We start from the raw sequence: 16,357 nt of genomic DNA, 5'->3' as shown, positions 1-16,357 counted from the left end.
GGGCGTACCCGCATGTCCCACGCGCCGCCGCGGGAGGGGGCCCGATGGGTGATCGTGCCCGGCGGCGCCGTCCGGGAACCTTCGCGGCGGGACCACGAGGGGGCACGGGAGCGACCGCACGGCGGACCGGGGCCCCGACGGCGCGTTTCCGCGCGCACGCGCCCCCCCGGGACTCTCGGCGCGGTGCCCTCAGTGGCAGAGGCGGGCCTCGTGCTCGGCGTGCCCGCCGGGTTCCAGCTGGAAGGTGCAGTGCTCCACGTCGAAGTGGTCGCCGAGGCACCCCTGCAACTCGTGCAGCATCTTCTCGTGGCCGATCGCGCTCAGCGTCTCGCCGCTCACCACCACGTGCGCCGACAGCACCGGCAGGCCCGAGGTGATCGTCCAGGCGTGCAGGTCGTGCACGTCCTCGACGCCGTCCAGCGCCAGTATGTGGGCGCGCACCTCGCCGATGTCCACGCCCTTGGGGGCGGCCTCCAGGAGTACGTCCAGGGTCTCGCGCAGCAGCCGCAGCGTGCGCGGCACGATCATCAGACCGATGAGCAGGGATGCGATGGGGTCGGCCGGCTGCCAGCCCGTAGCCAGGATCACCAGCGCCGAGACGATCACCGCGAGGGACCCCAGCGCGTCGGCCGCCACCTCCAGGAAGGCGCCGCGCACGTTGAGGCTGTCCTTCTGGCCGCGCATCAGCAGCGACAGCGACACCACGTTCGCCACCAGGCCGATCGCGCCGAAGACGACGGTCAGCCCGCCCTCGGTGCCGACCGGTGTGACGAACCGCTCGATCGCCTCGTACAGCACGTACCCGCCCACGCCGAGCAGCAGCAGGCAGTTGGCCAGTGCGGCGAGGATCTCGGCGCGGGCGTAGCCGAAGGTGCGCCGGTCGCTGGGCGGGCGGCTCGCGAAGTGGATGGCGAGCAGCGCCATGCCCAGGCCCAGGGCGTCCGTCGCCATGTGCGCCGCGTCGGCGATCAGGGCCAGTGAGTCGGCCAGCACCCCGCCGACGATCTCGACGACCATGACGGTGAGGGTGATCCCCAGCGCCACCCGCAGCCTGCCGCGGTACGCGGCCGTCGCCGTCCCGCCGGCCGGCGCCCCGTGCGCGTGCCCGTGATCGTGCCCTGCCCCCATGAGAAAGCCGCCTCCCTGTCTGTCCGCCGTCCGGCCTCCGGATCACAGTCAACTACGGGTAGGGGGTATCCGGCAACGCGGCACTGAACACCGTTGTCATGTGCCCTGACCTGCGCAAACGTTACGCAGGTCAGAGGGCGGGCGGCACTCGGGAGCCCCGTCTGCGCCAGTTGGCCGAACGGCCGGCGCGCGCGCCGGCCTGACCCTCCGCGAACACTCGCGGACACTGAGCGATGCCCGTGATGTCCGGTCTGGGTGCGCGGTTTGTGAGCGGGCCCCCGGATCCACGATGATGATCGCGGCAAAGGCGGGTGCAAGCGGCGCCGACCGACCGTGAAACGGGCGGTGAACACGGCGTTCCCGGCATCCGATAGCCTCTGCCGACACGCCGCCCGGGTGCCACCGGCACGGGCGTCCCACCATGCACAGGCCCGGCGTTCCAGGCACCGGGCACCAGGGAGTGAGTTCGGTTGCCGACCGCCATCCTCACCGGTCAGCCGGTCCCCGGTTCGTCGATCGAGAGCGAACTGCGGTCCCTGGGCTTCGACGTGCAGCACGCCTCCGGCGCCGCCGACACCGAGACGCTGCTGGCCCGCGTCCCGGCCGCGGAACGGGTCGCCGTCGTCGACGCCCGCTTCGTGGGCCACCCGCACGCCCTGCGCCTCGGCCTCACCGACCCGCGCTTCGCGCTGGCCGCCGTCCCGGGCGCGGTGACCGCCCGCTCCGACGGACGCCAGGCGCTGACCCGGGCGATGGCCCGCGAGAACTCCGCGGGCGGCGGTACGGCCCTCGCCGTCGACAGCCTCGCCGACCGGATCACCGCCGCCCTTGACGCCGACGGCGCCGACGTGCACCGCCCCGAACTGGGCAGCCTCGTCGCCGCCGTCCCCGCCGACCCGCAGGCCCGCAACGAGGCCCGGCAGGCGGTCGCCGCCGTCGACGACGAGGCCGTACGCCTGAAGTCGGCGGTCAAGGCCCGCGACGGCTTCGTCACCACCTTCGCCATCAGCCCCTACTCCCGCTACATCGCCCGCTGGTGCGCCCGGCGCGGACTGACCCCCAACCAGGTCACCACCGCCTCACTGCTCACCGCGCTGATAGCGGCCGGCTGCGCGGCCACCGGCACCCGCGGCGGCTTCGTCGCCGCCGGCGTCCTGCTGATCGCGTCCTTCGTCCTCGACTGCACCGACGGGCAGCTCGCCCGCTACTCCCTGCAGTACTCCACGCTCGGCGCCTGGCTGGACGCCACCTTCGACCGAGCCAAGGAGTACGCCTACTACGCGGGCCTCGCCCTCGGAGCCGCCCGGGGCGGCGACGACGTGTGGGCCCTCGCGCTCGGCGCGATGGTCCTCCAGACCTGCCGGCACGTCGTGGACTTCTCGTTCAACGAGGCCAACCACGACGCCGCCGCAAACACCAGCCCCACGGCAGCCCTCTCCGACCGGCTCGACAGCGTCGGCTGGACGGTCTGGCTCCGCCGCATGATCGTCCTGCCCATCGGCGAACGCTGGGCCATGATCGCCGTCCTGACCGCGGTCGCCACCCCCCGCATCACCTTCTACGTGCTGCTGATCGGCTGCGCCTTCGCCGCGACGTACACCACGGCGGGCCGCGTCCTGCGCTCGCTGACCAGGAAGGCGACGCGGACCGACCGGGCCGCCAAGGCGCTGGCCGACCTCGCCGACTCCGGCCCGCTCGCCGAGGCCGGCGCCAAGGGCCTCGCTGGGACCGCCCGCCGGCTCCCCGGCTTCGCCGCCCCCGCGCTCGCCCTGCTCGGCGGCCTCGCCGTCGTCGCGACGGCCGCCTTCACCGACTTCGGCGGCCCCTGGCCGCTCCTCGGCGCGATCGTCTACTTGCTGACCTCCGCCCTGGCCGTCGCCCGCCCCCTCAAGGGCGCCCTCGACTGGCTCGTCCCGCCGTTCTTCCGGGCCGCCGAGTACGGCACCGTCCTGGCACTGGCGGCGAAAGCCGACGTGAACGGGGCGCTTCCGGCGGCTTTCGGCCTGGTGGCCGCGGTCGCCTACCATCACTACGACACGGTCTACCGCATCCGTGGCGACGCGGGCGCGCCGCCGCAGTGGCTGGTGCGGACGGCCGGGGGGCACGAGGGCCGCACGCTGGTGATCACCGTGCTGGCCGTGCTGCTCACCGCCACACAGTTCAAGGTCGCGCTCACGGTCCTCGCCGTGGCCGTGGCACTCGTGGTGCTCGTGGAGAGCATCCGCTTCTGGGTCGCCGCCCACAAGGTCGGCGCACCCGCCGTACACGACGAAGGAGAACCCGCATGATCGGCCTCGTGCTGGCGGCCGGCGCCGGACGCCGTCTGCGCCCCTACACCGACACCCTGCCCAAGGCACTGGTCCCGGTCGGCCCCGAGGGTGCGGAGGACAGCATCACGGTGCTGGACCTGACGCTGGCGAACTTCGCCGAGGTCGGCCTGACCGAGGTCGGGATCATCGTCGGCTACCGCAAGGAAGCCGTGTACGACCGCAAGGAGGCGCTGGAGCAGAAGTACGGCGTCAAGCTCACCCTCATCGACAACGACAAGGCCGAGGAGTGGAACAACGCCTACTCCCTGTGGTGCGGCCGTGACGCCCTCAAGGACGGCGTGATCCTCGCCAACGGCGACACCGTGCACCCGGTCTCCGTCGAGAAGACCCTGCTCGCCGCTCGCGGCGACGGCAAGAAGATCATCCTCGCCCTCGACACGGTGAAGAACCTCGCCGAGGAGGAGATGAAGGTCGTCGTCGACCCCGACAAGGGCGTCCAGCGCATCACCAAGCTGATGGACCCGGCCGAGGCGACCGGCGAGTACATCGGCGTCACCCTCATCGAGGGCGATGCCGCCGCCGACCTGGCCGACGCGCTGAAGGCCACCTTCGAGCGCGACCCGCAGCTGTACTACGAGGACGGCTACCAGGAGCTGGTCAACCGCGGCTTCAAGATCGACGTGGCGCCGATCGGCGACCTCAAGTGGGTCGAGATCGACAACCACGACGACCTCGCCAAGGGCCGGGAGATCGCGTGCCAGTACTGACGAGGCTCATCCCGTCGCCGGTCGTCGTGGACATCCGCGCGGGTGCCCTCGACGACCTGGGAGCCGTGCTCGCCGACGAGCGCATCTCCCACTCGGGCAAGCTCGCCGTCGCCGTCAGCGGCGGCTCCGGCGCCCGGCTGCGTGAGCGCGTCACCCCTTCCCTGCCCGGCGCCGACTGGTTCGAGGTCGGCGGCGGCACCCTGGACGACGCGATCAACCTGGCCGGCGCCATGAAGGGCGGCCACTACGACGCGGTCGTGGGCCTCGGCGGCGGCAAGATCATCGACTGTGCCAAGTTCGCCGCGGCGCGCATCGGCCTCCCGCTGGTGGCCGTGCCCACGAACCTCGCGCACGACGGTCTGTGCTCGCCGGTCGCCACCCTGGACAACGACGCCGGCCGCGGCTCCTACGGCGTGCCGAACCCGATCGCGGTCGTCATCGACCTGGACGTCATCCGCGCGGCCCCGGCCCGCTTCGTGCGCGCAGGCATCGGTGACGCCGTCTCCAACGTCTCCGCGATCGCGGACTGGGAGCTGGCGAACCGCGTCAAGGGCGAGCGGATCGACGGCCTGGCCGCCGCCATGGCCCGCCAGGCGGGCGAGGCCGTGCTCCGGCACCCGGGCGGCATCGGGGACAACGAGTTCCTCCAGGTGCTGGCCGAGGCGCTGGTGCTCAGCGGCATCGCCATGTCGGTGTCGGGCGACTCGCGGCCGTCCTCGGGCGCCTGCCACGAGATCAACCACGCCCTCGACCTGCTCTTCCCCACCCGCGCGGCCGCCCACGGCGAGCAGTGCGGACTGGGCGCGGCCTTCGCGATGTACCTGCGCGGGGCCCACGAGGAGTCCGCCCACATGGCCGAGGTGCTGCGCCGGCACGGGCTGCCGGTGCTGCCGGAGGAGATCGGCTTCACACCCCAGGAGTTCTTCCGGGCCGTGGAGTACGCCCCCCAGACCCGGCCCGGCCGCTACACGATCCTCGAGCACCTCGACCTGAAAACCGACCAGATCAAGGACCTGTACGCCGACTATGTCAAGGCCATCGGTAGCTGAACTACGTCCGGTCGTCCATCCCGCGGGAGTCAAGGACCGGCGCAGCGGTGAGCACTGGGCGGGACGCCTCTACATGCGCGAGGTCTCGCTGCGGATCGACCGCTACCTGGTGAACACCAGGATCACGCCCAACCAGCTCACGTACCTGATGACCGTCTGCGGCGTGCTCGCGGCCCCGGCCCTGCTGGTGCCGGGGATCACGGGCGCCGTGCTCGGCGTCGTCGCGGTCCAGCTCTACCTGCTGCTGGACTGCGTCGACGGCGAGATCGCCCGCTGGCGCAAGCAGTACTCGCTCGCCGGTGTCTACCTGGACCGGGTCGGCGCCTACCTGACCGACGCGGCGGTCCTGGTCGGCCTCGGCCTGCGCGCCGCCGACGTGTTCGGCACCGGGCGGATCGACTGGCTGTGGGCCTTCCTTGGCACCCTGGCCGCCCTCGGCGCCATCCTGATCAAGGCCGAGACCGACCTCGTCGGCGTGGCCCGGCACCAGACGGGCAAGGAGCCGGTCCAGGAGTCCGCCTCGGAGCCCCGCTCCTCCGGCATGGCGCTGGCCCGCCGGGCCGCCGGGGCGCTCAAGTTCCACCGGCTGATCCTCGGCATCGAGGCGTCCCTGCTCATCCTCGTCCTCGCCATCGTCGACGAGAGCCGCGGCGACCTGTTCTTCACCCGCCTCGGCACCGCCGTACTCGCCGGCATCGCGCTGCTGCAGACCCTGCTGCACCTGGTGTCCATCCTCGCCTCCAGCAGGCTGAAGTGAGCGCGCCCATGAAGGTCGGCGCCGTCATCATCACGATGGGCAACCGTCCCGAGGAGCTGCGGGCCCTGATCGACTCGGTCGCCAAGCAGGACGGCGACCCGGTCCAGGTCGTCGTCGTCGGCAACGGCTCGCCCGTCCCGGAGGTGCCGGACGGCGTGCGCACCGTCGAGCTGCCCGAGAACCTGGGCATCCCCGGCGGCCGCAACGTCGGCATCGAGGCCTTCGGACCGGGCGGGAGCGACGTCGACGTCCTGCTCTTCCTCGACGACGACGGCCTGCTCGCCCGCACCGACACCGCCGAGCTGTGCCGCGAGGCGTTCGCGGCCGACGACGAGCTGGGCATCATCAGCTTCCGCATCGCCGACCCGGACACCGGCGAGACCCAGCGGCGGCACGTCCCCCGGCTGCGCGCCTCGGACCCGATGCGCTCCTCCCGGGTGACCACCTTCCTCGGCGGCGCCAACGCCGTGCGCACCCGTGTCCTCACCCAGGTCGGCGGCCTCCCGGACGCGTTCTTCTACGCCCACGAGGAGACCGACCTGGCCTGGCGGGCGCTCGACGCGGGCTGGATGATCGACTACCGGTCCGACATGGTGCTCAACCACCCCACGACCGCGCCCTCCCGGCACGCGGTCTACCACCGCATGGTCGCCCGCAACCGCGTCTGGCTCGCCCGCCGCAACCTGCCCGCGCTCCTGGTCCCGGTCTACCTGGGCGTCTGGATGCTGCTCACGCTGCTGCGCCGCCCCTCGCGACCTGCGCTCAAGGCATGGTTCGGCGGCTTCCGGGAGGGCTGGGCGACCCCGTGCGGTCCCCGCCGGCCCATGCGGTGGCGTACGGTGTGGCGCCTGACCCGGCTGGGCCGCCCTCCGGTGATCTGACAAGCTCGTACCCGAGAGCGTTCCGGCCCCGACCGGGGCCAACAGGTCCGTGCCAGGCCCGCGCGGCCGAGCATTCCGAAGACGAAAGTATCCACCAGTGAGTGAGACAACGCACGACGGCACGGTCGCCATGACCAAGCCCGTGGCGCCCGACGAGGGCCTCCCACCGGCCCGGCTCGCCGCCAAGTACGGGCTGTCCGTGAGCGGTGCCCGGCCGTCCCTCGTGGAGTACGTCCGTCAGCTCTGGGGCCGGCGGCACTTCATCCTCGCCTTCTCCCAGGCGAAGCTGACCGCCCAGTACAGCCAGGCCAAGCTCGGCCAGCTGTGGCAGGTGGCCACTCCGCTGCTCAACGCGCTCGTCTACTTCCTGATCTTCGGCCTGATCCTGAACGCGGGCAAGGGCATGCCGAAGGACGTGTACATCCCGTTCCTGGTGACGGGTGTGTTCGTCTTCACCTTCACCCAGTCCTCGGCCATGGCGGGCGTCCGCGCGATCTCCGGCAACCTTGGCCTGGTGCGCGCGCTGCACTTCCCGCGTGCCTCGCTGCCGGTCTCGTTCGCGCTCCAGCAGCTCCAGCAGCTGCTGGCCTCGATGATCGTGATGTTCGCCGTGGTGATCGGGTTCGGCAGCTACCCGAAGCTGTCCTGGCTGCTGGTGGTGCCGACGCTCGTCCTGCAGTTCCTCTTCAACGTGGGCCTGGCGCTGATCGTGGCGCGCATGGGGGCCAAGACCCCGGACCTCGCCCAGCTGATGCCGTTCATCATGCGGACCTGGATGTACGCCTCGGGCGTCATGTTCTCCATCCCGATCATGCTGGAGGAGCACCCGTCCTGGATCTCGGACATCCTCCAGTGGAATCCGGCCGCGATCTACATGGACCTGATGCGCTTCGCGCTCATCGACGGGTACGGCTCCGCGAACCTGCCGCCGCACGTCTGGGCGGTCGGACTGGGCTGGGCCGTGGTCCTCGCCGTGGGCGGTTTCGTGTACTTCTGGAAGGCGGAGGAGAGGTACGGCCGTGGCTGAGCAGCAGCAGGGCGAGCGGGTGCCGACGGTCATCGCGGACGAGCTGCACATCGTCTACCGGGTCAACGGCGCCAAGACCGGCAAGGGCAGCGCGACCGCCGCCCTGAGCAGGATCATCAAGCGCGGCGAGGAGCGGGGCGTGCGCAAGGTGCACGCCGTGCGGGGCGTCTCCTTCACCGCCTACCGGGGCGAGGCCATCGGCCTCATCGGTTCCAACGGCTCCGGCAAGTCGACGCTGCTGCGGGCCATCGCCGGCCTGCTCCCCGCCGAGCGCGGCAAGGTCTACACGGACGGCCAGCCCTCGCTGCTCGGCGTGAACGCGGCCCTGATGAACGACCTGACCGGCGAGCGGAACGTCATCCTCGGTGGCCTGGCCATGGGCATGACCCGCGAGCAGATCAAGGAGCGCTACCAGGACATCGTCGACTTCTCCGGGATCAACGAGAAGGGCGATTTCATCACCCTGCCGATGCGCACCTACTCGTCCGGCATGTCCGCCCGGCTGCGCTTCTCCATCGCCGCCGCCAAGGACCACGACGTCCTGATGATCGACGAGGCGCTGGCCACCGGCGACCGCAAGTTCCAGACCCGCTCCGAGGAGCGCATCCGGGAACTGAAGAAGGAGGCGGGCACCGTCTTCCTGGTCAGCCACAACAACAAGTCCATCCGCGACACCTGCAACCGCGTCCTGTGGCTGGAGCGCGGCGAACTGCGCATGGACGGCCCGACGGACGAGGTGCTCAAGGAGTACGAGAAGTTCACGGGCAAGTAGGCCGGCACGCCGGGGCCCCGCCGTGTTGCGGCGGGGCCCACGCGCGTGCAAAGGAACCGTCAACTCCTGGTGTTCTCAGGAATCTTGAACTGAATCGGTGTGTTGTTGTGATGCGCCGAGCACCCCGGGGGAAGTCCGTGAGTTGTACAACGTAAGCTGGACCGGTCCTGAATCGCGGCACATGGGGCGATAATGCCCGACACCCTCCACAGGGCCTGCCCGCGGGCGGCCGGGCGGCGTGTCCGAAATAGTGTGTATTGGGTCGGCAGTGTAGAACGGGAGATGTGACGGCAATGGCTACGGAAACTCCCCGGCTCCCCGAAGCGTGCGCCGTCGACGCGGAGCGCGGCACCCTGGCCAAGGCCGCCGACGAGAACTTCCCCGTTGCCCCCTTCTTCCTGCCGCGCGACTGGCGCACCGACCTCATGGCCGTGTACGGCTTCGCCCGCCTCGTCGACGACATCGGCGACGGCGACCTCGCGCCGGGCGGCGCCGACGCCCGTCTCCTCGGCGTCCCCGACGACCGCGCCGACGACCGCGTGCTGATGCTGGACGCCTTCGAGGAGGACCTGCACCGGGTCTTCGACGGCACCCCCCGCCACCCGCTGCTGCGCCGCCTGCGGCCCACCGTCCGCCGCCGCTCGCTGACCCCCGCGCCCTTCCTCGGCCTGATCGCCGCCAACCGTCAGGACCAGCTCGTACGGCGGTACGAGACCTACGACGACCTCCTCGCCTACTGCGAGCTGTCCGCCAACCCGGTCGGCCACCTCGTCCTCGCCGTCACCGGCACCGCGACGCCCGAGCGGATCCGCCGCTCCGACGCCGTCTGCACCGCCCTCCAGATCGTCGAGCACCTCCAGGACGTCGCCGAGGACCTCGGCCGGGACCGGATCTACCTGCCCGCCGAGGACATGAAGCGCTTCCACGTCCAGGAGGCGGACCTCGCCGCGCCCACCGCCAACGCGTCGGTGCGCGCCCTGCTCGCGTACGAGGCCCGGCGCGCCCACGACCTGCTGGACGAGGGCGCCCCCCTGGTCGGCAGCGTCCACGGCAGGCTGCGTCTGCTGCTCGCCGGGTTCGTGGCCGGGGGCAGGGCCGCCCTGCGGGCGATCGCCGACGCGGATCACGACGTACTTCCCGGCCCGCCCAAGCCCGGCAAGCTCCGGTTGCTGCGCGAGGCGGGCCTGGCCCTGCGAGGAGAGGGGTGATCGGGACCGTGGACCCGTCACCGAACATGCCGGCGCCGGTGCTCGCCGCCTACAGCTACTGCGAGGCCGTCACCGGTCAGCAGGCACGCAACTTCGCGTACGGCATCCGGCTGCTGCCCACGCCGAAGCGACGGGCCATGTCGGCGCTGTACGCGTTCTCGCGCCGCGTCGACGACATCGGCGACGGCGCGCTGGCGGACGACGTCAAGGTCGCCCGGCTGGACGAGACCCGGTCGGTGCTCGCCCGGATCCACGACGGCGCGGTCGACGAGGACGACACCGACCCGGTCGCCGTCGCCCTCGCCCACGCCGCGCGGGCCTTCCCGATCCCGCTCGGCGGCCTCGACGAACTGATCGACGGCGTCCAGATGGACGTACGCGGCGAGACCTACGAGACCTGGGACGACCTGCGGACCTACTGCCGCTGTGTCGCGGGCGCCATCGGACGCCTCTCCCTCGGCGTGTTCGGCACCGAGCCGGGGGCGCACGGAGCCGACCGCGCGCCCGAGTACGCCGACACGCTCGGCCTCGCGCTCCAGCTCACCAACATCCTGCGGGACGTCCGCGAGGACGCCGAGGGCGGACGCACCTACCTGCCCGCCGACGACCTCGCCAAGTTCGGCTGCTCGGCCGGGTTCAACGGGCCGACGCCCCCCGCGGGCTCCGACTTCACGGGCCTCGTGCACTTCGAGGTGCGCCGGGCCCGCGCCCTGTTCGCCGAGGGCTACCGGCTGCTCCCCATGCTCGACCGGCGCAGCGGGGCCTGCGTGGCCGCCATGGCCGGCATCTACCGCCGGCTCCTCGACCGCATCGAGCGCGACCCGGAGGCCGTGCTGCGCGGCCGCGTCTCGCTCCCCGGCCGCGAGAAGGCGTATGTCGCCGTGCGCGGCCTGTCCGGACTGGACACCCGGCACGTCACCCGCCGGACCGTCAGGAGGCGCGCCTGATGGACACACCCGGCACACCCGGCACACGCGTCACGCCGGCCCCGGACCGGACCACCGCCGTGCACCGGTGGGCAACCCTCCGGTGGCGGTCGGCGTCCCTGACTGAGACGGTCGGCCGTACGCCGTTCAAACACCACGGCGACCGGACAGGGAAGGGCGCACGATGACGCACGCCAACGGCACGCGTGACGGGGGGCAGGTCGCGGACGTCACCGCCCTCCGTCCCGGCGCGCACGCCGTGGTGGTCGGCGGCGGCCTCGCCGGGGTGACCTCCGCGCTCGCGCTCGCCGACGCCGGCGTGCGCGTCACCCTGCTCGAAGGACGGCCCCGCCTGGGCGGGCTCGCCTTCTCCTTCCGGCGCGGCGACCTCACCGTCGACAACGGCCAGCACGTCTACCTGCGCTGCTGCACCGCCTACCGCTGGTTCCTCGACCGCATCGGCGGCACCGCGCTCGCTCCCGTGCAGGACCGCCTCGACGTGCCCGTCCTCGACGTGGCGCGGCCGGAGGGGCGCCGGCTCGGCAGACTGCGCCGCGACGCGCTGCCCGTCCCCCTGCACCTGGGGCGCAGCCTCGCGACGTACCCCCATCTCTCGCTCGCCGAGCGCGCCGCGGTCGGGCGGGCCGCGCTCGCGCTCAAGGGGCTCGACCTCGCCGATCCCGCCCTGGACACCCAGGACTTCGGCAGCTGGCTGGCCGCGCACGGCCAGTCGGCGCGGGCCGTCGAGGCCCTGTGGGACCTGGTCGGGGTCGCCACCCTCAACGCGGTCGCGGGCGATGCCTCACTGGGGCTCGCCGCGATGGTGTTCAAGACCGGCCTGCTGTCCGACCCGGGCGCGGCCGACATCGGCTGGGCCCGCGTCCCGCTCGGTGAACTGCACGACCGGCTGGCCCGCAGGGCGCTCGACGCCGCGGGCGTGCGCACCGAGGTCCGTACCCGCGTCACCTCCCTCCGGGCGAAGGAGAACGGCGGCTGGAGCGTCCAGGTGCCCGACGAGACGCTCGACGCCGACGCGGTCGTCCTCGCCGTACCGCAGCGCGAGGCGCACGACCTGCTGCCGGACGGCGCCCTCGACGCCCCGGAGAACCTGCTGGAGATCGGCACCGCGCCGATCCTCAACATCCACGTGATCTACGACCGCAAGGTGCTCGCCACGCCGTTCCTCACGGCGCTCGGCACCCCGGTGCAGTGGGTGTTCGACCGTACCGAGGCCTCCGGGCTGAAGGAGGGTCAGTACCTGGCGCTGTCGCAGTCGACCGCGCAGGACGAGATCGACGCGCCCGTGGCCACGTTGCGCGAGCGGTACCTGCCCGAACTGGAGCGGCTGCTGCCGCGCAGCCGCGGTGCCGGGGTGAAGGACTTCTTCGTGACCAGGGAGCGCACCGCCACGTTCGCCCCCGCCCCCGGCGTCGGCCGCCTCCGGCCCGGCGCCCGCACCAAGGCACCCGGCCTCTACCTGGCCGGAGCGTGGACCGCCACCGGGTGGCCCGCGACCATGGAGAGTGCGGTTCGCAGCGGTGTCGGAGCGGCGGGCGCCGCTCTCGGCGCCCTGGGCCGGTCCCGCGGACTCCTTCCCGATTTCTTCGAGGAGGCGGCATGAGAGCCGACCCGCGCGGGGCCGACTCCCGCACTCCCGGTACCGCAACTGGAGGAAAGACTGTGCCCACCGCGCCCCCCGGCCCGAAGGCCGCTCCGAGGACCACGGTGGACGTGACCGCGCTGCTGGAGCGCGGCCGGACCCTGGCCACGCCGGTCCTGCGGGCGGCCGTCGACCGCCTCGCGCCTCCCATGGACACCGTCGCCGCCTACCACTTCGGCTGGATCGACGCCCAGGGCAACCCCGCGGACGGCGACGGCGGCAAGGCCGTACGCCCCGCGCTCGCCGTGCTCTCCGCCGAGGTCACCGGCGCCGCGCCCGAGGTCGGCGTGCCCGGCGCGGTGGCCGTGGAACTGGTGCACAACTTCTCCCTGCTGCACGACGACCTGATGGACGGCGACGAGCAGCGCCGCCACCGCGACACCGTCTGGAAGGTGCACGGCCCCGCCCAGGCCATCCTGGTCGGCGACGCCCTCTTCGCCCTCGCCAACGAGGTGCTGCTCGAACTGGGCACCGTCGAGGCCGGCCGCGCCACCCGCCGTCTCACCAGCGCCACCCGCGCCCTGATCGACGGCCAGGCCCAGGACATCTCCTACGAGCACCGCGACCGCGTCAGCGTCGAGGAGTGCCTGGAGATGGAGGGCAACAAGACCGGCGCCCTGCTCGCCTCCGCCAGCTCCATCGGCGCGGTGCTCGGCGGCGCCGACGAGCGCACCGCCGACACCCTGGAGAAGTACGGCTACCACCTGGGCCTCGCCTTCCAGGCCGTCGACGACCTGCTCGGCATCTGGGGCGACCCGGGGGCGACCGGCAAGCAGACCTGGAGCGACCTGCGCCAGCGCAAGAAGTCCCTCCCGGTCGTCGCCGCCCTCGCCGCGGGCGGCCCGGCCTCCGAACGGCTCGGCGAGATCCTCGCGGCCGACGCCAAGGCCAGTGACTTCGCGAACTTCTCCGAGGAGGAGTTCGCGGCCCGCGCCGCCCTCATCGAGGAGGCGGGCGGGCGCGAGTGGACCGCCGACGAGGCGCGCCGCCAGCACACCATCGCCATCGAAGCCCTCGACGCCGTCGACATGCCCGAGCGGGTGCGGGACAGGTTCGCGGCGCTCGCCGACTTCGTCGTCGTACGAAAGAGATGATCACTATCGGTCGAATAGCCCTCGCGTAGTCGCCGGCCGGTGTCCTCGACGGACAGGCACCGGCCGACGGCGGACCCAAGCAGAGCACCGTATGCACACTGCACGAAGGGGAAGCCATGACAGCGACGACCGACGGAAGCACCGGGGCGGCCCTGAAGCCCCTCGCGCCCTCGGCCAGCGAAACCGACATCACCGTCCCCGCCGCGGCGGCCGGGGTACCAGAAGCCGCCGCCCGCGCCGTCCGGCGCGCCACGGACTTCCTGCTCTCCCGGCAGGACGCCCAGGGCTGGTGGAAGGGCGACCTCGAAACCAACGTCACGATGGACGCCGAGGACCTGCTGCTGCGTCAGTTCCTCGGCATCCAGGACGACGAGACCACCCGCGCCGCCGCCCTGTTCGTCCGCGGCGAGCAGCGCGAGGACGGCGCCTGGGCCACCTTCTACGGCGGCCCCGGCGACCTGTCCGCCACCATCGAGGCCTACGTCGCCCTCCGCCTGGCCGGCGACGCCCCCGACGCGCCGCACATGGCGAAGGCGTCGGAGTGGGTCCGCGGCCGCGGCGGCATCGCGGCCTCCCGCGTCTTCACCCGGATCTGGCTCGCCCTGTTCGGCTGGTGGAAGTGGGACGACCTGCCGGAGCTCCCGCCGGAACTCATCTACTTCCCCACCTGGGTACCGCTCAACATCTACGACTTCGGCTGCTGGGCCCGGCAGACCATCGTGCCGCTCACGATCGTCTCGGCGAAGCGGCCGGTACGTCCCGCCCCCTTCCCGCTGGACGAACTGCACACCGACCCCGCCCTGCCCAACCCCCCGCGGCCCCTGGCCCCGGCGGCGAGCTGGGACGGCGCCTTCCAGCGCATCGACAAGGCGCTGCACGCCTACCGCAAGGTCGCCCCGCGCCGGCTGCGCAGGGCCGCCATGAACACCGCCGCCCGCTGGATCATCGAGCGCCAGGAGAACGACGGCTGCTGGGGCGGCATCCAGCCGCCGGCCGTGTACTCGGTCATCGCGCTGTACCTGCTCGGCTACGACCTCGAACACCCCGTGATGCGCGCCGGCCTGGAGTCGCTTGACCGTTTCGCCGTGTGGCGCGAGGACGGCGCCCGGATGATCGAGGCCTGCCAGTCCCCGGTGTGGGACACCTGCCTGGCCACCATCGCGCTCGCCGACGCGGGGGTGCCCGCCGACCACCCGCAGCTGGTGAAGGCCGCCGACTGGATGCTCGGCGAGCAGATCGTCCGCCCCGGCGACTGGTCGGTGAAACGGCCCGGCCTCCCGCCCGGCGGCTGGGCCTTCGAGTTCCACAACGACAACTACCCCGACATCGACGACACCGCCGAGGTGGTCCTCGCGCTGCGCCGCGTCAGCCACCACGACCCGGAACGGGTGGAGAAGGCCATCGGCCGCGGGGTGCGCTGGAACCTCGGCATGCAGTCGAAGAACGGCGCCTGGGGCGCCTTCGACGTCGACAACACCAGCCCCTTCCCCAACCGCCTGCCGTTCTGCGACTTCGGCGAGGTCATCGACCCGCCGTCGGCGGACGTCACCGCGCACGTCGTCGAGAGCCTCGCCGTCGAAGGGCTCGCCCACGACCCGCGCACCCGGCGCGGCATCCAGTGGCTGCTCGCCGAACAGGAGCAGAACGGCTCGTGGTTCGGCCGCTGGGGCGTGAACTACGTCTACGGCACCGGCTCCGTCGTCCCCGCCCTCACCGCCGCCGGGATCCCCGCCTCGCACCCGGCGATCCGCCGCGCGGTGACCTGGCTGGAGTCCGTCCAGAACGACGACGGCGGCTGGGGCGAGGACCTGCGCTCCTACCGGTACGTCAAGGAGTGGAGCGGCCGGGGCGCCTCGACCGCCTCGCAGACGGCGTGGGCGCTGATGGCCCTGCTCGCGGCGGGGGAGCGGGAGTCCGGCGCGGTGGAACGCGGCGTCGCCTGGCTCGCCGCCACCCAGCGCGAGGACGGCTCCTGGGACGAGCCGTACTTCACCGGCACCGGCTTCCCCTGGGACTTCTCCATCAACTACCACCTCTACCGCCAGGTCTTCCCGCTCACCGCGCTCGGCCGGTACGTCCACGGGGAGCCCTTCGCCGAGAAGCCACGCCCGGCCCCCGTGGCCGAGCGGTCCGCGGACGCGACGTCCACGGCCGAGGTGAAGGGCGGCTGATGAACCCGCAGCCCGGCCCGTCGTCCCCGCTGCTGATCGCCTGCGCGCTCGGCATCGAGCACCTCGCCCTGCGCACCGGCGACCGCGGTGGCGCGGGCGGGCCGGTCACCGTCCTGCGTACCGGCATGGGCCCCCGGGCCGCCGAGCGTTCCGTCGCCCGGGTCCTGGCCGACCCGGCGCTCGGCTCCGCCGCCGTACTCGCCACCGGCTTCTGCGCGGGACTCGCCCCCGGCATGCACCCCGGCGACCTGGTCGTCGCCGAGGAGACCCGGGACCCGCGCTCCACCGTCGCCTGCGTCGGCACCGACCGGCTCGTCAAGGAACTCGCGCGCGCCGTTCCGGGGCGCACCGTCCACACCGGGCCGCTGACCGGCTCGGACCACGTCGTCCGCGGCCCCGAACGCGCCGACCTGCTCGCGACCGGCGCCATCGCCGTCGACATGGAGTCCGCGGCCACGCTCCTGAGCGCCGTACGGGCGGGCGAGCGCCCCGTTGCGGCCGTTCGTGTGGTCGTGGACGCTCCGGAACACGAACTCGTCCGGATCGGCACCGTGCGCGGTGGAATATCGGCCTTCCGCGTTCTTCGATCCGTTCTTCCCGCATTTTTCGAATGGCACCGTTCTTTGCTGCTCCCCCGGAGGTGAGCC

At 72.5% G+C, this 16,357-nt stretch carries 15 protein-coding genes; 14 read left to right on the top strand and 1 reads right to left on the bottom strand.

Going from position 1 to position 16,357, the window contains the following annotated elements:
- Positions 1-189 precede the first annotated feature (189 nt).
- Positions 190-1,128: a cation diffusion facilitator family transporter gene (locus ACZ67M_RS06670; RefSeq protein ID WP_361367866.1), complete on the bottom strand. Its 939-nt coding sequence runs from the start codon at positions 1,126-1,128 to the stop codon at positions 190-192.
- Between the two features lie 470 nt (positions 1,129-1,598).
- Here ACZ67M_RS06670 and ACZ67M_RS06665 point away from each other — a divergent pair, with 470 nt between their 5' ends.
- The 14 genes from ACZ67M_RS06665 to ACZ67M_RS06600 all read left to right on the top strand — a co-directional run bounded on the left by ACZ67M_RS06665 (position 1,599) and on the right by ACZ67M_RS06600 (position 16,354).
- Entirely contained in the window at positions 1,599-3,416 is a 1,818-nt protein-coding gene (locus ACZ67M_RS06665) for a DUF5941 domain-containing protein (protein ID WP_469849826.1), read from the top strand.
- Positions 3,413-4,165 carry a phosphocholine cytidylyltransferase family protein gene (locus ACZ67M_RS06660; RefSeq protein WP_122620666.1) on the top strand — a complete coding sequence of 251 codons (753 nt, stop codon included), beginning with the start codon at positions 3,413-3,415 and terminating at the stop codon, positions 4,163-4,165. The genes ACZ67M_RS06665 and ACZ67M_RS06660 overlap by 4 nt, the downstream gene beginning before the upstream one ends.
- On the top strand, positions 4,153-5,214 hold the full coding sequence (locus ACZ67M_RS06655; protein WP_234956957.1) for an iron-containing alcohol dehydrogenase family protein: 1,062 nt from the start codon (positions 4,153-4,155) through the stop codon (positions 5,212-5,214). The genes ACZ67M_RS06660 and ACZ67M_RS06655 overlap by 13 nt, the downstream gene beginning before the upstream one ends.
- Positions 5,192-5,971, top strand: a complete 780-nt coding sequence (locus ACZ67M_RS06650; RefSeq protein WP_161331130.1) for a CDP-alcohol phosphatidyltransferase family protein — start codon at positions 5,192-5,194, stop codon at positions 5,969-5,971. Before ACZ67M_RS06655 ends, ACZ67M_RS06650 begins: the two co-directional genes overlap by 23 nt.
- Positions 5,972-5,979: 8 nt before the next feature.
- Positions 5,980-6,852 carry a glycosyltransferase family 2 protein gene (locus tag ACZ67M_RS06645; protein WP_122620669.1) on the top strand — a complete coding sequence of 291 codons (873 nt, stop codon included), beginning with the start codon at positions 5,980-5,982 and terminating at the stop codon, positions 6,850-6,852.
- A 97-nt stretch (positions 6,853-6,949) separates the two neighbouring features.
- Positions 6,950-7,879 carry an ABC transporter permease gene (locus tag ACZ67M_RS06640; protein WP_469849823.1) on the top strand — a complete coding sequence of 310 codons (930 nt, stop codon included), beginning with the start codon at positions 6,950-6,952 and terminating at the stop codon, positions 7,877-7,879.
- Positions 7,872-8,651 (top strand): ABC transporter ATP-binding protein, encoded by a 780-nt coding sequence (locus tag ACZ67M_RS06635; RefSeq protein ID WP_161331127.1) that lies wholly within the window; start codon positions 7,872-7,874, stop codon positions 8,649-8,651. Before ACZ67M_RS06640 ends, ACZ67M_RS06635 begins: the two co-directional genes overlap by 8 nt.
- 293 nt (positions 8,652-8,944) lie before the next feature.
- The gene (gene hpnC / locus ACZ67M_RS06630) at positions 8,945-9,859 is read left to right on the top strand and encodes a squalene synthase HpnC (protein ID WP_307016377.1); all 915 of its coding nucleotides are present in this window, start codon (positions 8,945-8,947) and stop codon (positions 9,857-9,859) included.
- On the top strand, positions 9,856-10,806 hold the full coding sequence (gene hpnD, locus ACZ67M_RS06625) for a presqualene diphosphate synthase HpnD (RefSeq protein ID WP_383132387.1): 951 nt from the start codon (positions 9,856-9,858) through the stop codon (positions 10,804-10,806). The genes hpnC and hpnD overlap by 4 nt, the downstream gene beginning before the upstream one ends.
- Positions 10,806-10,973, top strand: coding sequence for a DUF6380 family protein (locus ACZ67M_RS06620; protein WP_361367850.1), 168 nt, complete (start codon positions 10,806-10,808; stop codon positions 10,971-10,973). Before hpnD ends, ACZ67M_RS06620 begins: the two co-directional genes overlap by 1 nt.
- Positions 10,970-12,406 carry a hydroxysqualene dehydroxylase HpnE gene (hpnE, locus tag ACZ67M_RS06615; RefSeq protein ID WP_392239906.1) on the top strand — a complete coding sequence of 479 codons (1,437 nt, stop codon included), beginning with the start codon at positions 10,970-10,972 and terminating at the stop codon, positions 12,404-12,406. The genes ACZ67M_RS06620 and hpnE overlap by 4 nt, the downstream gene beginning before the upstream one ends.
- Positions 12,403-13,539 carry a polyprenyl synthetase family protein gene (locus ACZ67M_RS06610; RefSeq protein WP_307016382.1) on the top strand — a complete coding sequence of 379 codons (1,137 nt, stop codon included), beginning with the start codon at positions 12,403-12,405 and terminating at the stop codon, positions 13,537-13,539. The genes hpnE and ACZ67M_RS06610 overlap by 4 nt, the downstream gene beginning before the upstream one ends.
- Positions 13,540-13,655: 116 nt before the next feature.
- Positions 13,656-15,710 (top strand): squalene--hopene cyclase, encoded by a 2,055-nt coding sequence (shc, locus tag ACZ67M_RS06605; RefSeq protein WP_392102330.1) that lies wholly within the window; start codon positions 13,656-13,658, stop codon positions 15,708-15,710.
- The gene (locus tag ACZ67M_RS06600; RefSeq protein ID WP_161327271.1) at positions 15,710-16,354 is read left to right on the top strand and encodes a phosphorylase family protein; all 645 of its coding nucleotides are present in this window, start codon (positions 15,710-15,712) and stop codon (positions 16,352-16,354) included. The genes shc and ACZ67M_RS06600 overlap by 1 nt, the downstream gene beginning before the upstream one ends.
- Positions 16,355-16,357 lie beyond the last annotated feature (3 nt).

The sequence above is a fragment of the Streptomyces sp. NPDC107500 genome (genome assembly GCF_055582785.1).
This window is presented reverse-complemented; position numbering and strand designations above follow the sequence as displayed.

Excerpts from the sequence above, each read along its gene's own strand:
- ACZ67M_RS06670 (WP_361367866.1), bottom strand. The coding sequence starts at position 1,128 with ATGGGGGCAGGGCACGATCACGGGCACGCGCACGGGGCGCCGGCCGGC.
- ACZ67M_RS06660 (WP_122620666.1), top strand. The coding sequence starts at position 3,413 with ATGATCGGCCTCGTGCTGGCGGCCGGCGCCGGACGCCGTCTGCGCCCC.
- ACZ67M_RS06650 (WP_161331130.1), top strand. The coding sequence starts at position 5,192 with ATGTCAAGGCCATCGGTAGCTGAACTACGTCCGGTCGTCCATCCCGCG.
- ACZ67M_RS06645 (WP_122620669.1), top strand. The coding sequence starts at position 5,980 with ATGAAGGTCGGCGCCGTCATCATCACGATGGGCAACCGTCCCGAGGAG.
- hpnC (WP_307016377.1), top strand. The coding sequence starts at position 8,945 with ATGGCTACGGAAACTCCCCGGCTCCCCGAAGCGTGCGCCGTCGACGCG.
- ACZ67M_RS06620 (WP_361367850.1), top strand. The coding sequence starts at position 10,806 with ATGGACACACCCGGCACACCCGGCACACGCGTCACGCCGGCCCCGGAC.
- hpnE (WP_392239906.1), top strand. The coding sequence starts at position 10,970 with ATGACGCACGCCAACGGCACGCGTGACGGGGGGCAGGTCGCGGACGTC.
- ACZ67M_RS06610 (WP_307016382.1), top strand. The coding sequence starts at position 12,403 with ATGAGAGCCGACCCGCGCGGGGCCGACTCCCGCACTCCCGGTACCGCA.
- shc (WP_392102330.1), top strand. The coding sequence starts at position 13,656 with ATGACAGCGACGACCGACGGAAGCACCGGGGCGGCCCTGAAGCCCCTC.
- ACZ67M_RS06600 (WP_161327271.1), top strand. The coding sequence starts at position 15,710 with ATGAACCCGCAGCCCGGCCCGTCGTCCCCGCTGCTGATCGCCTGCGCG.